Origin of the sequence: Sporolactobacillus pectinivorans (genome assembly GCF_002802965.1) — a bacterium.
GTDB classification, from domain to species: Bacteria; Bacillota; Bacilli; order Bacillales; family Sporolactobacillaceae; genus Sporolactobacillus; species Sporolactobacillus pectinivorans.
The window spans coordinates 2,617,302-2,633,833 of the sequence record NZ_NXGA01000001.1 but is presented as its reverse complement, the minus strand read 5'-3'; the positions used below and the strand labels follow the sequence as shown (position 1 = coordinate 2,633,833).

The following is a 16,532-nucleotide window of genomic DNA, read 5'->3' as shown; positions in this document are numbered from 1 at the left end:
TCGCCCTGTGTTGACTAAGCAACTTTTCCCGATGAACTGATTATTGTTCTGTTTTCTGCCTTCATTATAATTAACAGCGTGATGATTAATCAACATATTGTTAATTAAAAGGGTGGGAAGCTAAATGAAAAGAAATCTGGCTTTTTGTGCTGCCGTTCTGGGCTTTTTGATGGCTATTCTTGACACGACAATTGTTAATATTATATTGCCGGACATGATGAAAGCAACAAATACAACGGTGTCTTTTATTTCCTGGATTGTTAATGGCTACAACATGTCCTTTGCGGTCTGCCTTCTGACTGCAGCCAAGCTGGCCGATCAATTCGGCCGGAAGAAGCTTTTTATCATTGGGATGGTGATTTTTACCGGCTCATCGCTCCTGTGCGGGTTGACGTCGGACGTGGATCAATTGATCCTGCTTCGGGTTCTGCAGGGGATTGGTGCTTCGATTATTGTACCTGTCTCGATCCCGATCACTCTTGGCTTGTTTTCGAAAGAAGAGCGGCAGACAATTATCGGCATATGGGGTGCATTGGCAGCCTTCGCTGGAGCTTCCGGACCGGTCCTGGGCGGGTTGATCAGTAAATACCTGAACTGGCACTTTGTCTTTTTCATGAACGTTCCAATTGGCGCGCTGGCTATTTTGCTGACTGCCCTGCTGATTCAGGAATCTTACGATGTTACAGCGGGGAAGCGCATTGACTGGCTGGGCATCTTGTTGCTGTCTGTTTCGATGAGTACACTGACTTATGCCCTAATCATGGGCAATGATCATGGCTGGACATCATCGTCCATTGAAGGTAGTTTTGCGGCGGCAGCGGTCTCGCTTCTCTTGTTTTTAGTTGTAGAAATAAAAAGCAAAGAACCGATGCTTGCTCTTCATCTGTTCCGTAGTTCCTATTTCTCCTGCGCAAATGTCACTTTGCTGTTGATCGCTTCTGCGATGAACGGTCTGATATTTATCAGTTCTTTTTTTCTGACAAGACTGATGCATGATTCCGTTCTGCAGGCCGGACTGACACTTGCCTCTTTTGCACTTGGAACAATGGTTTGTTCGGCAGTCAGCGGGGTAGTCAGCAAACGGGGAACAAAACCAGTGATTGTGATCGGCATTCTGATTGTCATACTGTCCGCTTATCTCATGGGCTTCTTAACCAGTGATTCAAACAGGCTTGAAATCATTTCTGTTCTGGTTTTAGGCGGCGCAGGCAATGGATTTTGCTTAGCACCCATTATGTCGGCCATTATTGCTCCTGTCCCTGAGCATGAATTCGGTATGGCCTCAGGAATCAGCAACATGGGGCGGACATTAGGCAGTGTGATTGGCATTGCGGTGCTTGTCGCTGTTCTGACCGCGGCGATGCAGTCCAACTTGAACGAGGCGAAAAAAGAGATGATTCGAGACGTGGAACAAAATAAAATACTGATGAGCGAGGCCAAGCAAGCCGTAATCAGTAAACTGAGGGCAATCAATACATCAAAAATCAATAATGCCACGTTTAAAAAATCCAATCTGAACGAAGCGATTGATCGCAAGGTGGCAGTGATTCAGAAAACAGGCAGCATCGAAATTGAACATCAGATTGGAAAGGCAGAGAAAAGAGTTATTACAGCAGCTTTTTCAAAAATTGATCAGGCAGGTCAGCAGCAAATGAAGCAGTCTTCCGGAATAAAAATGGAGCGGATCATTAAAAATCAGGTAGAGGAACAAAAGAAGCAGATTCAAATAAAGATCAATGAAAAAGCAGAGACAGAAAAAGGAGCGTTGATAAAAAAGCTCATTCGGAAACTTAGTGGGCAAAAATCCGAGATGGATCGATTGATCACTCAAGCACAGCAGAATATGGTCACCGCTGCAGAGCATGCGTTCAGCAAGACTTTCAGAAGCATCTCGATCATGATGATTATTGCCCTTTTATTCAGTTTTTTCTCGGAAAAGAAAGAAGTAAAGAAGGCAGCAAGCCTTGTGGGGCACGGGTTTTAACTGGTCAGGCGTAGCGAAAATAATAAAACGGCCACCTGTTTAGTGGCCGTTTAAGTGTACTTAAATTTGCTATCACATTGTTTTTCTTCTTTAGATCAGTCCATCTCGTTCAAGCTGTTCTTTCTGGTCGATCAGAGTTGTTTCAAGATTTCTGTAAGTCATGCCCAGATCAGTTATGCTTTTTCGATTGTCAAACTTCAGTGGGAGTCCCGCATTTCTTGATACGACTTTTCTTGAGTAACCAACCATTGGCGCGATCAGCCAAAAAAGTGCTTTGGGGACGATGCGTTTAGGAAGCGGATACTGTCCCGGAAAGCATTTTTCCAGTGTCGCAGAGATCCCTGAAAGGGAAGTCTCACCAGCTGAAATCAGATATCTGCCATGGGCTTTTTCTGTAAAAGCGGCAGCTATTTCTGCTTTCGCTACGTCACGGACATCGATGTAGCCCATTGTTAAAGCTGGCACGCCGGTTTTGTATTTACCGCTCAGAAAATCGACGACGGTCGAAATACTTGTAGAATCTTTCCTTGTGGTCAGGGACGGACCGAGCAGAAATGAGGGATTAATTGTAACGAGACTCCACTTTTTCTGCTTTTTGCACATCTCCCATGCCTCTCTTTCAGCCACTGTCTTTGAAAAACTGTATGGCTGGTGGCTGGCACTGCTTGTTTCGTTCCAGTCTGCTTCGCTAAAAGCGGCTTTCCCCCTCATTTCACAGTTATCTCCATAGATAGCGGCGACGCTGCTGGTCAGAACGACTCGTTCAACAGATGTAGATTTATTTACTGCGTTCAGAACATTCCGCGTCCCCTCCTTAGCCGGTTTTATCAGGTCATCGTTCGCATTCTTGATACCGGCGATAAAGAAGGGAGATGCCGTATGGAACACAATATCACAACCAGAAACAGCCTGATCGAAGCTGCCCTCTTTCAACAGATCGGCTTCAAAGACAGAAAGCCGCCCAGCTGTTTCACTTTCGATTTTAAGCAGATGCTGATATTTTTTTGAATTGTTTTTATTTCTGACAGTGATTCTGACATCATGGCCTTCTTCCAGGAGCCCTTTGATGATCCATGAAGCCAAATAACCAGTTCCGCCGGTTACCAGTAGCGTATGTTTTTTCATAGGATGTTCTCCATTTCCCGCAGGCTCACAGATGCATTGCCTGGTTGATTATTTATTCCGCACGGCTTTCTTCAGAGACTAATGAATCTGTCTTTCTTTCAGAAAACGGCCACCAGTTCCCACGCCCGAAAAATTTAACCATAACAGGTACAAAAAGCGGGATGACGATTGCCGCATAGAGTGCCAGGCCGATGATCGTAGTTGTTGCAATCTCGACCAGCGAAAGCATACCGGACGGAAGCATGGCGGCAAACGTTCCGCCAAGAATAATGACAGCGGAAAAGATGACGTTGCCCATGTGCCAGAGCGTTAGAATCATTCGTTTTTTAATCGCCAGATGGGCATATTCATTAAAGCGTGTCATAACAAAGATCGAATAATCAATGCCCAGGGCCATGAGAATAATAAAGGCAAAAAACGGTGTCGTCCAAGTCAGACCGGAATAATGGAAGAGCTTAGTGAAAATCAGTTCACTGAAGCCGAGTGATGCAAGATATGTGAGAAGCAGCGAAGCCATCAGGTAAATCGGCATTGTCAGTGAGCGCAGAACGATAACAAGGGCAATAAAGACACCGATCAGTACAAAAATGAGCGCATGTGAATAATCTGAACTCTCCATTTTCTGGATGTCACTGTTCGAACTTGCAATGCCGCCAATACCGATATGGGCATTTTCTAGTGCTGTTCCCTTAAGCATTGACGGAAGCTGATTTTTCAGAGACTGAAAGTTGCGGATACCTTGGTTGGAATAAGGATCATCCTTTGAAATAACGCTGATACTGGCAACCTTTCCATCTTTGCTCATGTACTGATCCAGCGATTTTTTGAAGGCTGCATTTGAGAAGATTGAATTTGGTACGTAGATTCCCGAATTATCATAGGGAACGTTTGCCCAGTTATTGATAAAGTCATTGGCCGAATTGATACCACTTTGAATTTTGCCAGCTCCGTCTGAACCTTTGACCAATCCTTCAGAAAGCGTGCCCATTTGACTTTGGACTTGCCCAAACCCGGTTTTCATCTTACCCTGGCCGGATGCAATCTGATTTAGAGCATCCGTGATCTGCGGCATCTTTGCGATCACCTGATCCTGGCCGTTTCCCGCCTGATTCAACCCGGTTTCCAGTTGCCCAAGTCCAGAATCAATTTGGGAGAGACCAGCTCTGAACTGGCTGATACCGTTCGTGATTTTATCAGATTGCTGATTCAGTTGATTCATGGCATTCGCCAATGACTGGATGCCGCTGTTTAACTGCTTAATTTGGGCTTGTGCACTCTTTGTCTGTTGATCAATGGACGTTTGTATTGAACGCTGCAGATTGGTCATCACTCCAGGCAGCTGCTGAATTTCTGATGCTAATTGAGCAAAATTCGGATCACTGAGTGCTTCCGGATGTTTTGCAATATAGGCCTTTAAATTGTTTCCCATTGATCCGAGCGTTTGCTCAAGACCGGTGGTATCAATTGCCGGCTGGCCGTTTGCCGAAGAAAAATGTCCAAGCTGATTAGAAATCTTCTGCAGATTAGCGGCGACCTGCTGATAGCCGTTTTGAATCTGATTTTGCCCGGATTGCAGCTGTGCCAGCTGGGTTTGCGCGCTCTGAATGTTTTTTCTGATCTCCGAGGTGCCGGATGCGCCGGATTTGATGCCGCTGGAAATCTGCGTCAGCGCGGCCTGCATGGTACCAATCCCGCTGCCTGTCTTATTTGTGCCAGCCTGGAGTTTGCCGATATCCGATAAAGCACTGTTCAGCTGCGGCTGGGAAGCGTTTATCTGTTTGCTCGTATCCTTCAGACTGTTTTTAATTTTTCCCAATCCCGCCGAGGCATCGGACAATCCGCTATGCACCGAGCCTGCCTGATTTTTGACATAGATACCGTTCAGGCGGCTTCCTAGAGGACGTGATACGCTCAACACTTTGTCAACGTGCGGCTCTTTGGCTATTTGTTCAGAAATCCGTTCCATCAACGCTACGTAATCTGCCGATCGCATGTTCACGTCATTCTGAAAATAAATCGTGGCCGGAGAAATATTTCCTGCACCGAAGTCTCTTGAAACAATATTAAAGCCTTCCTTTGACGCGTATTTATTTGGAATTTCTTCAGGCGAATTGAATGACGGCTGGCCGTGGTAAGCGATAATCGGCGGAATAGTGAACAGACCAACGATCAGTAAAGCAATAATCGGTTTTGTAAAAGAGAGATTGCCGGCCCAGGCCCAGATACCGCTCTTGGACTGCTTAATATTTTTGTTCATCGGCCAGAACAATCTGTTGCCAAGAGTTGCGGTAAATAGCGGAAGGATTGTAAACAGGGCAATCAGGAGAAAAACCACCCCGACTCCGACGGCAACCGCACTGCGATACAGGGAGAACTGGACAAAGGCAAGCGAAAGAAAGGCGATAAAAACCGGGATGCCGCTGTGCAGAACCGTGATTCCTGCTGTCTTGAACGTGTTTATTGTCGCTTCGTGCTTGTCTTTTCCGTTTGCCAGTTCTTCCTTAAACCGACTCAGCAAGAGGATACAGTAATCTGTCCCGATACCGAACATAATTGCAACCATAAAGATCTGAGTGAAGTTCGAAATAGGAAAATTAAAATATTTAACGAGAAAAGCCACGACGGACTGAGCAACGACATAACTGATGCCTACGCAAACCAGTGGAATAAGCGGGGCAACGACTGAACGGAAGACAAGGAGCAGAACGACAAGAATGAAAATAACGGTGATCCATTCCGTCTTTTTCAGTCCTTCCTGAGCAGTCGTGTTCATATCGTCATTGATCAACTGCTGACCTGTAAGATAGGTACTGACACCGTTAGTTTTTATTTGTGCATCAATAGCTGTCCGTACTTGATGGACCGTCAGATTTTTGGTGTTTTCAATCTGCAGCATTGCCATCACTGTCTTATTGTTCTTTGAAACAAGTTCATTTTTCAGGCTGCTGTTGTCAAAACTGTCTGTAACACTTTGTATATGCAGTGCTGCTTTGTTGTTCTTAATTTTTTGCAGTGTTTGCTTAATCGATGCCTTGTCATTCTGAGACAGGCCTTTGTCGGAGTGGAAAACAGCCAGATAAGTTGTACCGTTGCTGTTTCCGCCGATTTTTTTCTCAAGATTGCCTGCAATGCTTGAGGAATAGTTGTTTGGAAAGGAGTATCCGCCCTTCTCAAGAACCAGCTGATTCATATTGGGTGAAGTGATGATAAGCACAGCCAGACCGATAATCCAGATGGCTAGAAATGCCCAGCGTAAAGAGATGATTTTCTTCATTTTTCAGCCCTCAATCTGATGATGATCGTGTTGATTTTCTTATAGATGCGTATGAATTCTCTGCTGTCTTTTTCGCCGAGCTCCTGAATCCACTCTTCAACCAGCATCTGAATTTTCTTTTCTCCTTGCTCGAAAAGTGCTCTCCCTTTTTCAGAAGTGTAGAGGGCGAAACTTCTGTTGTCAATTTTCTTTTTTTCAATGAATCCCTTATCCAGCAATCTGCCGATCCGGATACTAACGCCGCTTTTATTGATATTCAGGCGTTCCGCAATCTGAACCGGGCTGATGCCGGGAGAGTTTACCAGCAGCCGAAGCAGGCAAAATTGCTCAAAGGTAATTTGATTGCTCCGGGAGATTTCTTCAATAGACTCATGTACTTGATTCATTGCATAAATTGACAGTTCTTCGTAATCCTTGATTAGTGCTCGGATCGAATCTAATTCCATAGCATGCATCCTTTCTGAAAAATAGATAACTGTGTTAACTGTTTTGTATTTTACCAACAAATAGTTTACTGTGTCAACCATTTTTACATAAAAGAACATGAATAAAAACAGAACCTTAAAAAATTAGGCTCTGTTCTGCACTTTATAAACTCTAAAGTTTAAAAACATGAATCAATGAATTTTTGCATGGAACATGTCAGGTATTTGTTTTTATGATGAATGAGGTTAAATTGACGTTTGAAATGCAGTCCATCGATTTTTTTGATGCGCAGCAATCCGGAATGGACTTCATTTCTAACCGCACGTTTTGAAATGACAGAGACACCAAGCCCTTCGGAAACGGCCATTTTGATTGAGTCAGCGTTGTTGCACGTCCATATTACTTCCCATGACAATGAAGCACTTGTCATCACGTCTTCAAACGTTTTCCGAGTCCCGCTGCCTTCCTCACGAATAATGAATGGCTCTTTCTCAAGTTCATCCGGGGTGATGACGGGAAGCGGGGCGAAGGGATGCCGGGTGCCGCAGATCAGCACCAGTTCATCCTCCATAAAAGGCTTTTTGATCAGATCGGTTGAGACTGTTTCGCCCTCAACGAGTGCGAAATCAATTTGGTCTTGAAGGACCATTTTCTCAATCTTTGCGGTATTATCCTCAATCACCTCAACTTTTACCCTGGGGTTCGAATCTTGAAAGCTGCTCACGAGTTTTGGCAGTACATGGGCACCGACAGTAACACTCGCGCCGACCCTGATCATACTCGTCTCGTTCAGGGTTCGCATCTCTATCTCGACATCCTTGCTCATTCTGATCATGTGACGTGCATAACTTAATAGTTTTTCCCCGGCTTGCGTTAAATAGAGCTTTCGTGACAGCCTTTCAAAAAGGCGCACGCCATAATGTTTTTCGAGTTCAGAGATGGCCTGGCTGACGGCAGGCTGCGACATAAAGAGCGCCTCAGCAGCGGCAGTCATGTTCATTACATCACAGACCGCAATGAATATTCGCAAATGTCTGAGTGTCACTTTTTTCTCCTCCATAACTATTTACTTATGATAATAATAAAATAATAATATTTTAATTATTCATGTACAAGCCCTATAATTGCCAGCATAAGGAGTGATCATGTGAACAAAATCACAATAATATTGCCGGGAATTATCTTGGCGGCAGTTCTTGCAATACCTGCCTGGCTGATCGGAACATTTTTTCCGATTATCGGCAGTCCGGTTCTGGGCATCTTGTCAGGCATGCTGTTATCTTTTTGGAAAAGGCCTTTCCTGTTTGAGGACGGGGTCAAATATACGTCAAAAAAGGTACTGCAATATTCCGTTATTCTCATGGGGTTTGGGCTTAATCTGTTTAATATTATTAAAGTAGGGGGCCAGACGCTTGAACTGCTTGTATTTACACTGGCAGCCGCATTTCTGACGGCTTATGTCGCCGGAAAACTGCTCAAAATCGAAGGAAAGACGCAAACTTTGATTGGGGTAGGAACCGCGATCTGCGGAGGTTCTGCGATTGCAGCAGCCGCGCCGGTCATTGATGCAGACGAAAAAGAAGTGGCGCATTCGATTTCCACAATTTTTCTTTTTAATGTGATTGCGGCGTTTTTATTTCCTTTTCTCGGACATGTACTGGGTATGAGCAATCAAAATTTCGGATTGTGGACCGGGACGGCCGTCAATGATACTTCGTCGGTTGTGGCAGCGGGCTATACTTTTAGCCATGCAGCGGGCAATCTTGCTGTGATTGTCAAACTGACCCGCACACTGATGATCGTGCCCGTCACGCTGGTGCTCGCCCTTTATTATTCACGTAAAACGGCACGGAAAAATAATAATAGCTACCATTTTTCGAAAATCTTCCCGTGGTTTGTGCTCGGTTTTGTCCTGGCGTCCGTAGTCAGCACTTTTCTGCCTCTTCCGGGTGACGTGATTAATTTTTTTGTGCAGTTTGGAAAATTCCTGATTGTGATGGCCATGGTTTCAATTGGTTTGAACACCAATGTAGTGAAGCTTGTCAAAAACGGCGGCAGACCGATTTTACTTGGATTTATTTGCTGGGCCGTGTTGTCAATTACGTCACTTGCCATACAATCGCTCTAGTGAACTACATCGGCACTGAAGTACCGAGCTTCTAGGAACAGGACATGCTTGTTTTCTTGTCCGAAGGCAAAAAAGTAGAGGTGATCGCCTAAAATAAGACTGGTTTTGCTGCACACGGTTACTGCGCGCCAGCAGGAACAGTCTTATTATCTTGGCAGCAAGAGGGCATAGCGTTTCCGCAATGCTTGTATCATATCTAACTTTGCCACGGATTGTTCCTGAAGGCGAAAGCCAACAGCGATAATGAGGCTTTCAATGACAGCCGTTGGTGCCACCATGGAGTGGAATTCCCAAATTTGGCCGCGTGCGGTATAAAGCACAATATCGGCAAGCTGATTCAGGTCAGTCACGAGTAAATCGGTGATCACGACCGTCGTAAATTTAACGTCAGCGGCATAATCCAGTATGACTCTGGTCTCAGGCAGTATATTGGCAAAACTGAAACAGATGACCGTGTCATCCGCCGAGATGTTGACCAGCGATTCGAACAGTTCGTGGCCACTGTTAGGCATCGGCTGAATGGTCATGCCAAAACGGTTAAGCCGAAAGCGCAATAACGTCCCTAACCCTTCGGATGGGCCGGGAGAGAATATAAAAATTTTATCTGCATGAACAATTTTTTCAACAGCCTGTTCGAATGTGTCGCGAGACAGATGCTGAGATGTCTCGCTAAGGTAGGCGGTGGCACCTTCAAGCAGGGCGCCCGGAAGATCGTCTTCTGAAACGCGATTAAAGGTGTTTTTCATCTTGTTTGCAGGCGTGACCTCATTATATATTTGAATACTTTTTTTGAATTCTTTAAGGTTTGAAAAGCCGACAGCGCTCCAGAATCGTGAGACAGATGCGATGCTTGTCGGAATTTTAGCGGCAATGTCACGCTCAGTCATAAATGGCAAGTGTTCAATGTTTTTCTCGATAAAATCGGCTATTTTTTTTTGTATCGGGGATAGGCTGGTTAGATCCCAGGTAAATGAATTTGACATGAGCAAACTTCCTTTCTGTGATTATTATTATACTTGAATATTGGCTGAAAAAAATATATCATTAATTACAAATTGATAATTAATTTCCAGAGGAGTGACACCGATGAAGATTGATTTCCATACTCATGTTAAATTTACAAAAAAGATTGATTTTTCACTTGAGTATTTTTTAAGTATGATTAAAGAAGCCCGCCATGAAGGATTGGATGCATTTACGTTGACTGAACACTTTAACACGGATCGGTTTTACGAAATTTATAAAACACTCGATGAACAGTTTCAATATGAAAGTGGGTACTACGATGTGGACGGGTTCAAAGTTTTTCCTGGTATGGAAATTAATATTCAGGAAGGCGGGCATGTTTTATTTACAGGCGATCGTCATGCAGTAAAAGAATTACGCGAACAGCTGGAACCTTATACAACAGATACGAGTTTTATACCTTTGGAACATTTGTTTCAGATCGGCGAACCATACGATTTCATGAAAATCGGTGCGCATCCATTCAGAGAAGCCAATCCGCTCTTTAATCTTCCCGAAGACTTGTTGAAACAGTTCGATGCGTTTGATTTGAATGGCAAAGATTTGAACATGTATGGGGTAAAGCGAATGAAAGAAAAAGTGTACGATTTTGCTGTCAGGCTCGGCAAGTCCGTTGTAGCAGGCAGCGATGCCCACCATCCTTTGCAGATCAGCTGTGTTTATAATAAATTTAAAATGGATTGTAATACAGTTGAGGAACTGCGTCAGGCAGTTTTATCAGGGAGTTACAAAGTCAGGATTTCAGATGACTTATCATTAAGGGTCAGAGCCGCTAAAACGGCAAAAAATTTACTGAAGGAAAATTGGCAGCTAAGATTAGCTTCAAGAGTATTATCCTGATCCCGCATCAAGCAATACTTCTCCTTCTTCAACCTGCCCTGTTGCGTGTGATATGCAGCTCAAACAATCAAAAATTCAGTTATAAATTATATATCTTTGATTATTTATATCCCAAGTTTTACCCGGAGGCGAGTTATGATTGATCTGTCGTTTATCAAAAGTATTGCTCATCGATGTTTGGTTGCCGAGATATATGATGAAGCGGTGCAAGATGGTGAAATTATAGGATTGCTTCTTCAGGGCTCCGTGGCTCGCGGGGAAAATTACCAAACTTCGGATATAGACTTCTATGTGTTACTTGAAGATGGATTGAACAGGCCACTTTGTTCGGAATATCGCGGCAACATCCTTGTCGAGATGAAATATGCTGACTTTGAACGGGCAGTTTACAAGTGCAAATCGTCCTCAATGGGATTGTACAACTTTCTGGATTCAATTATTCTTTTTGATTACCGAAGAAAGTTTTCACAAATCAAAGAGTTGGCAAATAACGTGCTTGAACAATATGAAGTGCCTAAGAGTGAAGTGAAATCCATCGTTTACTGGCTTGAAACGGCTCTAATCAAAATTGAAGCAGCAAGAGAGGCTGATGATGAATTAAAAGCTGCCTTTGTAGTTGCAACCACTTCATGGAAAATACTTGAGGGACTTTGGGCTGTAAACAGTAAGCCTGTACCGCCCAATGGCTTAGTTTTTTATCATTTAAAAAAATTAAAAAGAGTGCCTGAGAATGTGGATGAAGAAATTAAACTCCTATTCACCGGTGATACAACACAGCGAATTGAAACGGCGATCAGGATAATTGAGTGGACCATTTCGTGTTTAAATAGGCTATCACGGAGTGCTTAAACAAACCGATAAATTGGTAAATAGTAAGTTATATTTATGAAAATCTCTGGGAAATAAAAACCGGGGATTTTTTTATTAAAGGCTATGTTTAAATTCAATGTTGTTTTTGCCCTCCGTTGATTGGAGCGGAAGGCGCGAGACTCCTGGGGGATCAGCGAGCGCATGGGGCGGAAAACAATAGACAAGTTTAATAAAGCCTTATTAAAAGAAAAGGCAATGAATCAAAACTTTTCTCCGGATGAGCTGAATATGGATTTTTTATGATATAAAAATTACATTATTTAATATATGGAACATTTTTTACAATCGTTTATTTACAGCTTAATATGGTGGTTACATTTCAGGAGCATAATGAAGGCAACTTCGGTAGATACCGGAGAAAAAATCGGATCAGTGAGAGGGAGTGGATGGTTTGAAGTTTTGGAACACAACTGTTGTTGTGCCCGTCGGTGTAGCTGCTACTCTGTATGTAGTTATTTGGATCGTGATTCTCGGAACGTTATTTATGGTTTGGAGAAATTCCAGAAAAGAAGACGGCAATCGCTGGACGACGCAAGATATCATAAGTGTTGCCATTATCGGTGTTCTTTGTATGGTAGCGAACAGTATACTCGGTGATAATTTCATCGGACCGATTGTTCAAACGATTCCAGGCATCGGCAATCTCTTAGACTTCATGGGCGTCAAAGGCCTGCCATATGAATTTGTCCTTATTACAGGCATTGCAGTTATTCGTAAACCAGGTGCTGCGACGGCACTGATCTTCTTGAAATATTTTCTGGAACAGCTTATTTATGGCGGTTCAGGTGTCAATCCGATTGAATGGCCAAAGTATTTGTATCAAGGGATTTTTATCGATATGTACATTATGTACCGTGGAAAGAAGTTCTTGGCGAACCCGAAAATGATTTTCGTTGACGCAATTTTCGTAGGTTTTCTGAAAGATTTCCCTCGTACCCAGTTAGATGATTTTGTAATGGGGCCTTTTCTTAAAGGCGAAATGACGACGATTGGAAAAGATATTCTTCAGCTCATCTCGGACGGAGGATTCCATTTGCTTTATACGCTGATGTTCGTCCACGCTGCAGTCAGAGTTTCAAAGTCGATTACTCAATTGGGCGGTAGAGCCAAGATCACCCCGCCACCGACTGGCGATGCGCCTAAAAGTTGAAAAATTAATGCTGCAGAAAAAACGGATCAGAAAAAGTCTTAAATGACGGGCAGGTAAAACAATGAACAGTCATAATTTACACCTCGATCATTTGACCTTTCGCTATCCTGATGAGAAGGAAAGCGCGTTAAAGAACGTGGAGCTTGACATTCCCGCAGGTCAGTTTGTACTGCTTGCCGGTCCGTCCGGATGTGGAAAATCTACTCTGGGGCTTGCGCTGTCCGGCTTGATTCCTAACAGAGTAGCGGGGTTTATGAATGGTGCTGTATATATGGATGGAAAAAATTTATCCGAAATGAAGATTCATGAGGCATCACAGCTCATAGGTATGGTGTTCCAGAACCCTGATAATCAGCTGATTTCGTTCAAAGTGGATCTGGAAGTGGCCTTTGGGCCCGAAAACCTTAATTTGCCACATGAAGAAATTAAACGTCGTGTGGATCAATCCCTGAGGTATACCGGATCTGACGAATACCGCGAAGCGCTCATTGAAGTATTGTCCGGGGGACAGAAGCAGCGGGTAGCCATTTCGGCGGCCCTTTCCATGGAACCTAAGATTCTTGTTTTGGATGAACCTACCTCGGATTTGGATCCGGTCGGGACGCAGGAAGTCCTGAGCGTTCTCCGGCATCTAAATAAAGATCTTGGTATGACAGTAATTCTTATCGAGCATAAGATTGATGAGGTCATTCCATGGGTGGATCGTGTATTGCTGATGGAGCAGGGTAAAATTATTGTCGACAGCCCACCCAGAAAGGCATTCAGTGATCTTCAACTATGGCAGAGATTAGGTGTTTCCGTTCCTCAGATGGTGCAATTAAGCTATGCACTGCCTGATGTTTTTCACGGCAGCATAGCGCTGACAGTTGAGGAAGCTGCAGATGCACTGCGCGGGACATCTTACGCGGCAGCACTGGCCAGATCCTCATCCTCAAGGGAATCACGGTTTGAGCCGGGGGATCCGCTCCTTCAATGGAAGAATGTAGGCTTAAGCTTTGGGGACAAACAGGTGCTTCAGGATCTGAATCTTGAAGTCCGGCAAAATGAGTGGGTGGCCATTGCCGGTGCCAATGGATCAGGAAAAACATCGCTCGCGGCCTTATCCATGGGTTTTAACAAACCCACATCAGGCAAGGTCCTGTGCTATGGAAGTCCGGTCAAAGCAGGTGAAATATCAAGGCAATCCGAAAAAGTCGGTTATCTTTTTCAATCAGCTGAGAATATGATTTTTTCTGCAACCGTGAAAAACGAATTGGGTTTTGCTAAAACTTATGGCCGTCGGTCGCGGTCTGAAGCTGCCTATACGGAAGAGCAACTTGCGGCGCTAATTGACTTGTCTGATCGCCTGGATGCGAATCCATACAAGCTCAGCTATGGACAGAAAGAACGTCCGGCGCTTGCCGCACTGCTGTCATCGTCGCCTAAAGTCATGATCCTGGATGAACCGACGACCGGGCAGGATGAAGGGCATGCACGTGCCTTTCTAAAATTTCTGGATGATATGCGCGATGAACAGGGACTGACCTATCTCATGATTTCGCACGACATGCAAGCTATCGCCCATTACGCAGATCGGTTGTGTGTACTGAACCATGGTCGAATGATTTTGAATGACCGTCCCGAAAGAGTGTTTGCCCATTTTGAACAATTAGCTGAGTGCCATGTGGTTCCGCCGCCTGTCGCCCATCTGCACGGGCTGCTGACGGATGAACGGAGAAGCTGGGTTTCATTAAGTGTAGATGAGTTTTTACGTTCGATCGGGGCGGCAGACCGGGCTGAGATCAGCAGGGGAAAAGGAAGGATGTCGATATGAGTCAGTTTTTTTTCCATAACTTGATTGGACAGACCATTCTTGGTTATCTTCTTATGTTCATGATCCCCGCTCTCATTCCGCTGAGCTTCATGAAATTGGTAGGGATCAAAGGGTTACGTAACATGCTGAGCTATGAGGGACATGATACGATCATACATCGGCTTGATCCCCGGCTAAAAGTCTTGTTTCCGGTCATCATCGGGCTTCTATCCGTTTTTTTAAACTGGAGCTGGGTTTTTGCTTTATGCTTAGTATCTGTCATACCCTGGTTGTTGGTTAAACCATCCAAAGCGAGGATCCGGGTTGTCATTGCGATGTCGATTATCCCGGCATTTGGACAAATATGGAGCCAGGGTATTCTCTATAATACGAATCACGATTTTCTGTTTCTTTTTCCGTGGACGCTCAGCTGGACAGGACATCAGGGACTTTCCGTTCAGGGACTTCAGTACGGATTGCAGCAGACCGGGCGATTTCTCTGTGTATCACTGGCCTCACTTCTTCTCATGTATACCGCGGAGCCGGCAGAAATCATTTGGGCCTGCATGAAGTTGAAAATGCCTGTAAAACTCGGATTTGCGCTTTCTTCTGGTCTGCGCTTTCTACCGCTAATGTTCGAAAAATTCAATACTCTGGTGCAGGCCATGGAGGTCAGAGGCTATGATTTCAGTCATCCCGACAAGTGGTGGCAGCTTCGCGGCTGGGTGAATTATCTGAAACGATTTTGTATGGCTTTACCTGTGCTGACCGTTCCTTTATTTATTAATTCACTGCGCGGGACACATACAATGGCGATGGTTGCGGATGCACGAGCATTCGGTGCCAACGCACAACGGGGATCGTTAACAGACCACACTTTTACATTGGAAGACAAACTCGCTTGGGCCTATGTCACAATGGCCGTCCTCGGAGTTGTTGTGGTTATCATGCTTGGAGTTGGTCTTCGCGGAAGCGGTAATTAAAAATGGAAACTTCAAATACGAGGAGGAAAAATCATGATAACAACTGTATTGTTTGACATTGGAGACGTTTTTTTCTTCAAAGATAAGCAGAAATCTGACGAGGTTCTGCGACGTCACGGGGTAACAGAGGACAATCTAAGGGAAATAAAACATTCTGATGCATGGAAAAGCTACAAAAAGGGAGATTTGACCGAAGAAGAAGGCATGGCCTTGATCAAACCGCTGTTCCCGGAGACATACACAGAAAACCCAAGAGAACTTTTCCACGATTTGTCCTGCTCAAAAACGTTAAACAGTGCATTAGTCCCGCTGGCATATAAACTGAAAGAAAAGTATCGCATCGCTGTTCTATCCAATTCTAACTCCTTTTTGGAAGAAAGGTTGGAAGAATTCCAATTGATGCCTCTGTTTGAGTTCGTTATCAATTCATACCGTGTCCGGATGAAGAAACCGGATGAAGAAATTTTCAAGCTGGCGATCGAACGCTTGGGTGAAGAACCCGAAAGTGTCCTGTTCGTTGATGATAAGGAACGGAATACGGATACGGCAAAGCGCCTTGGTTTTCAAGTGCACACATTTACGGATACAGAAACTTTTAAAAATGATTTGCTGGATCAAGGATGGCTTACTCCCGAAGAAGCAGAAACCGGTTCAAGCACACCTTTGAACCAGATGTGACGGAACCGCTGTTTTATCGTGTTTTTATCGGTCGATGAATCTGAAATTTACAGCTTGTTTGCAGGAAACTTTAAAAACAGACGGGACCGGACAGGGTTAACTGTTTGCCTGCCGGATCCGTGTATTCTGATTACTGGTGCACCCTAAAGGCCCTTGTCATTTCGTGGCTTTTAGGGTGTTCAGCTTGTTTTGGAAAAAAGTCTGAAATAAGCCACATTGTGTCATTTTACGCGCTTCTCAGATAAAATTGAGGAGT

At 44.3% G+C, this 16,532-nt stretch carries 13 protein-coding genes; 8 read left to right on the top strand and 5 right to left on the bottom strand.

What is annotated here, in order from left to right:
* The first annotated feature begins 124 nt into the window (after window positions 1-124).
* On the top strand, window positions 125-1,984 hold the full coding sequence (locus tag COP04_RS12745; protein ID WP_100488373.1) for a DHA2 family efflux MFS transporter permease subunit: 1,860 nt from the start codon (window positions 125-127) through the stop codon (window positions 1,982-1,984).
* Window positions 1,985-2,074: 90 nt separating this feature from the next.
* On the opposite strand, the gene COP04_RS12740 is transcribed toward COP04_RS12745, so the two are convergent.
* The 4 genes from COP04_RS12740 to COP04_RS12725 form a co-directional block, all read right to left on the bottom strand.
* The gene (locus COP04_RS12740; protein ID WP_100488372.1) at window positions 2,075-3,109 is read right to left on the bottom strand and encodes an SDR family oxidoreductase; all 1,035 of its coding nucleotides are present in this window, start codon (window positions 3,107-3,109) and stop codon (window positions 2,075-2,077) included.
* Between the two features lie 52 nt (window positions 3,110-3,161).
* Window positions 3,162-6,383 carry an MMPL family transporter gene (locus tag COP04_RS12735; RefSeq protein WP_100488371.1) on the bottom strand — a complete coding sequence of 1,074 codons (3,222 nt, stop codon included), beginning with the start codon at window positions 6,381-6,383 and terminating at the stop codon, window positions 3,162-3,164.
* Window positions 6,380-6,829, bottom strand: coding sequence for a MarR family winged helix-turn-helix transcriptional regulator (locus COP04_RS12730; RefSeq protein WP_162297098.1), 450 nt, complete (start codon window positions 6,827-6,829; stop codon window positions 6,380-6,382). The genes COP04_RS12735 and COP04_RS12730 overlap by 4 nt, the downstream gene beginning before the upstream one ends.
* Window positions 6,830-6,987: 158 nt before the next feature.
* Entirely contained in the window at window positions 6,988-7,854 is an 867-nt protein-coding gene (locus COP04_RS12725) for a LysR family transcriptional regulator (RefSeq protein WP_100488369.1), read from the bottom strand.
* Between the two features lie 102 nt (window positions 7,855-7,956).
* Here COP04_RS12725 and COP04_RS12720 point away from each other — a divergent pair, with 102 nt between their 5' ends.
* Window positions 7,957-8,937: a YeiH family protein gene (locus COP04_RS12720; RefSeq protein ID WP_100488368.1), complete on the top strand. Its 981-nt coding sequence runs from the start codon at window positions 7,957-7,959 to the stop codon at window positions 8,935-8,937.
* Between the two features lie 146 nt (window positions 8,938-9,083).
* Here the strand turns inward: COP04_RS12720 and COP04_RS12715 are convergent, their stop codons facing one another.
* On the bottom strand, window positions 9,084-9,920 hold the full coding sequence (locus COP04_RS12715) for a MurR/RpiR family transcriptional regulator (protein WP_100488367.1): 837 nt from the start codon (window positions 9,918-9,920) through the stop codon (window positions 9,084-9,086).
* 103 nt (window positions 9,921-10,023) lie between these two features.
* Here COP04_RS12715 and COP04_RS12710 point away from each other — a divergent pair, with 103 nt between their 5' ends.
* From COP04_RS12710 to COP04_RS12685, 6 genes are all read left to right on the top strand, one after another.
* Window positions 10,024-10,803, top strand: coding sequence for a PHP-associated domain-containing protein (locus COP04_RS12710; protein ID WP_100488366.1), 780 nt, complete (start codon window positions 10,024-10,026; stop codon window positions 10,801-10,803).
* A 135-nt stretch (window positions 10,804-10,938) separates the two neighbouring features.
* Complete coding sequence (locus COP04_RS12705; protein WP_100488365.1) at window positions 10,939-11,652, top strand: nucleotidyltransferase domain-containing protein; 714 nt, start codon at window positions 10,939-10,941, stop codon at window positions 11,650-11,652.
* A 412-nt stretch (window positions 11,653-12,064) separates the two neighbouring features.
* The gene (locus tag COP04_RS12700; RefSeq protein WP_100488364.1) at window positions 12,065-12,823 is read left to right on the top strand and encodes a hypothetical protein; all 759 of its coding nucleotides are present in this window, start codon (window positions 12,065-12,067) and stop codon (window positions 12,821-12,823) included.
* A gap of 61 nt (window positions 12,824-12,884) precedes the next feature.
* Window positions 12,885-14,636: an ABC transporter ATP-binding protein gene (locus COP04_RS12695; protein ID WP_100488363.1), complete on the top strand. Its 1,752-nt coding sequence runs from the start codon at window positions 12,885-12,887 to the stop codon at window positions 14,634-14,636.
* Entirely contained in the window at window positions 14,633-15,598 is a 966-nt protein-coding gene (locus COP04_RS12690; RefSeq protein WP_100488362.1) for an energy-coupling factor transporter transmembrane component T family protein, read from the top strand. Before COP04_RS12695 ends, COP04_RS12690 begins: the two co-directional genes overlap by 4 nt.
* A gap of 33 nt (window positions 15,599-15,631) precedes the next feature.
* On the top strand, window positions 15,632-16,276 hold the full coding sequence (locus COP04_RS12685; protein WP_100488361.1) for an HAD family hydrolase: 645 nt from the start codon (window positions 15,632-15,634) through the stop codon (window positions 16,274-16,276).
* Window positions 16,277-16,532 lie beyond the last annotated feature (256 nt).

Excerpts from the sequence above, each read along its gene's own strand:
- COP04_RS12715 (WP_100488367.1), bottom strand. The coding sequence starts at position 9,920 with ATGTCAAATTCATTTACCTGGGATCTAACCAGCCTATCCCCGATACAA.
- COP04_RS12710 (WP_100488366.1), top strand. The coding sequence starts at position 10,024 with ATGAAGATTGATTTCCATACTCATGTTAAATTTACAAAAAAGATTGAT.
- COP04_RS12745 (WP_100488373.1), top strand. The coding sequence starts at position 125 with ATGAAAAGAAATCTGGCTTTTTGTGCTGCCGTTCTGGGCTTTTTGATG.
- COP04_RS12690 (WP_100488362.1), top strand. The coding sequence starts at position 14,633 with ATGAGTCAGTTTTTTTTCCATAACTTGATTGGACAGACCATTCTTGGT.
- COP04_RS12735 (WP_100488371.1), bottom strand. The coding sequence starts at position 6,383 with ATGAAGAAAATCATCTCTTTACGCTGGGCATTTCTAGCCATCTGGATT.
- COP04_RS12695 (WP_100488363.1), top strand. The coding sequence starts at position 12,885 with ATGAACAGTCATAATTTACACCTCGATCATTTGACCTTTCGCTATCCT.
- COP04_RS12685 (WP_100488361.1), top strand. The coding sequence starts at position 15,632 with ATGATAACAACTGTATTGTTTGACATTGGAGACGTTTTTTTCTTCAAA.
- COP04_RS12705 (WP_100488365.1), top strand. The coding sequence starts at position 10,939 with ATGATTGATCTGTCGTTTATCAAAAGTATTGCTCATCGATGTTTGGTT.
- COP04_RS12730 (WP_162297098.1), bottom strand. The coding sequence starts at position 6,829 with ATGGAATTAGATTCGATCCGAGCACTAATCAAGGATTACGAAGAACTG.
- COP04_RS12740 (WP_100488372.1), bottom strand. The coding sequence starts at position 3,109 with ATGAAAAAACATACGCTACTGGTAACCGGCGGAACTGGTTATTTGGCT.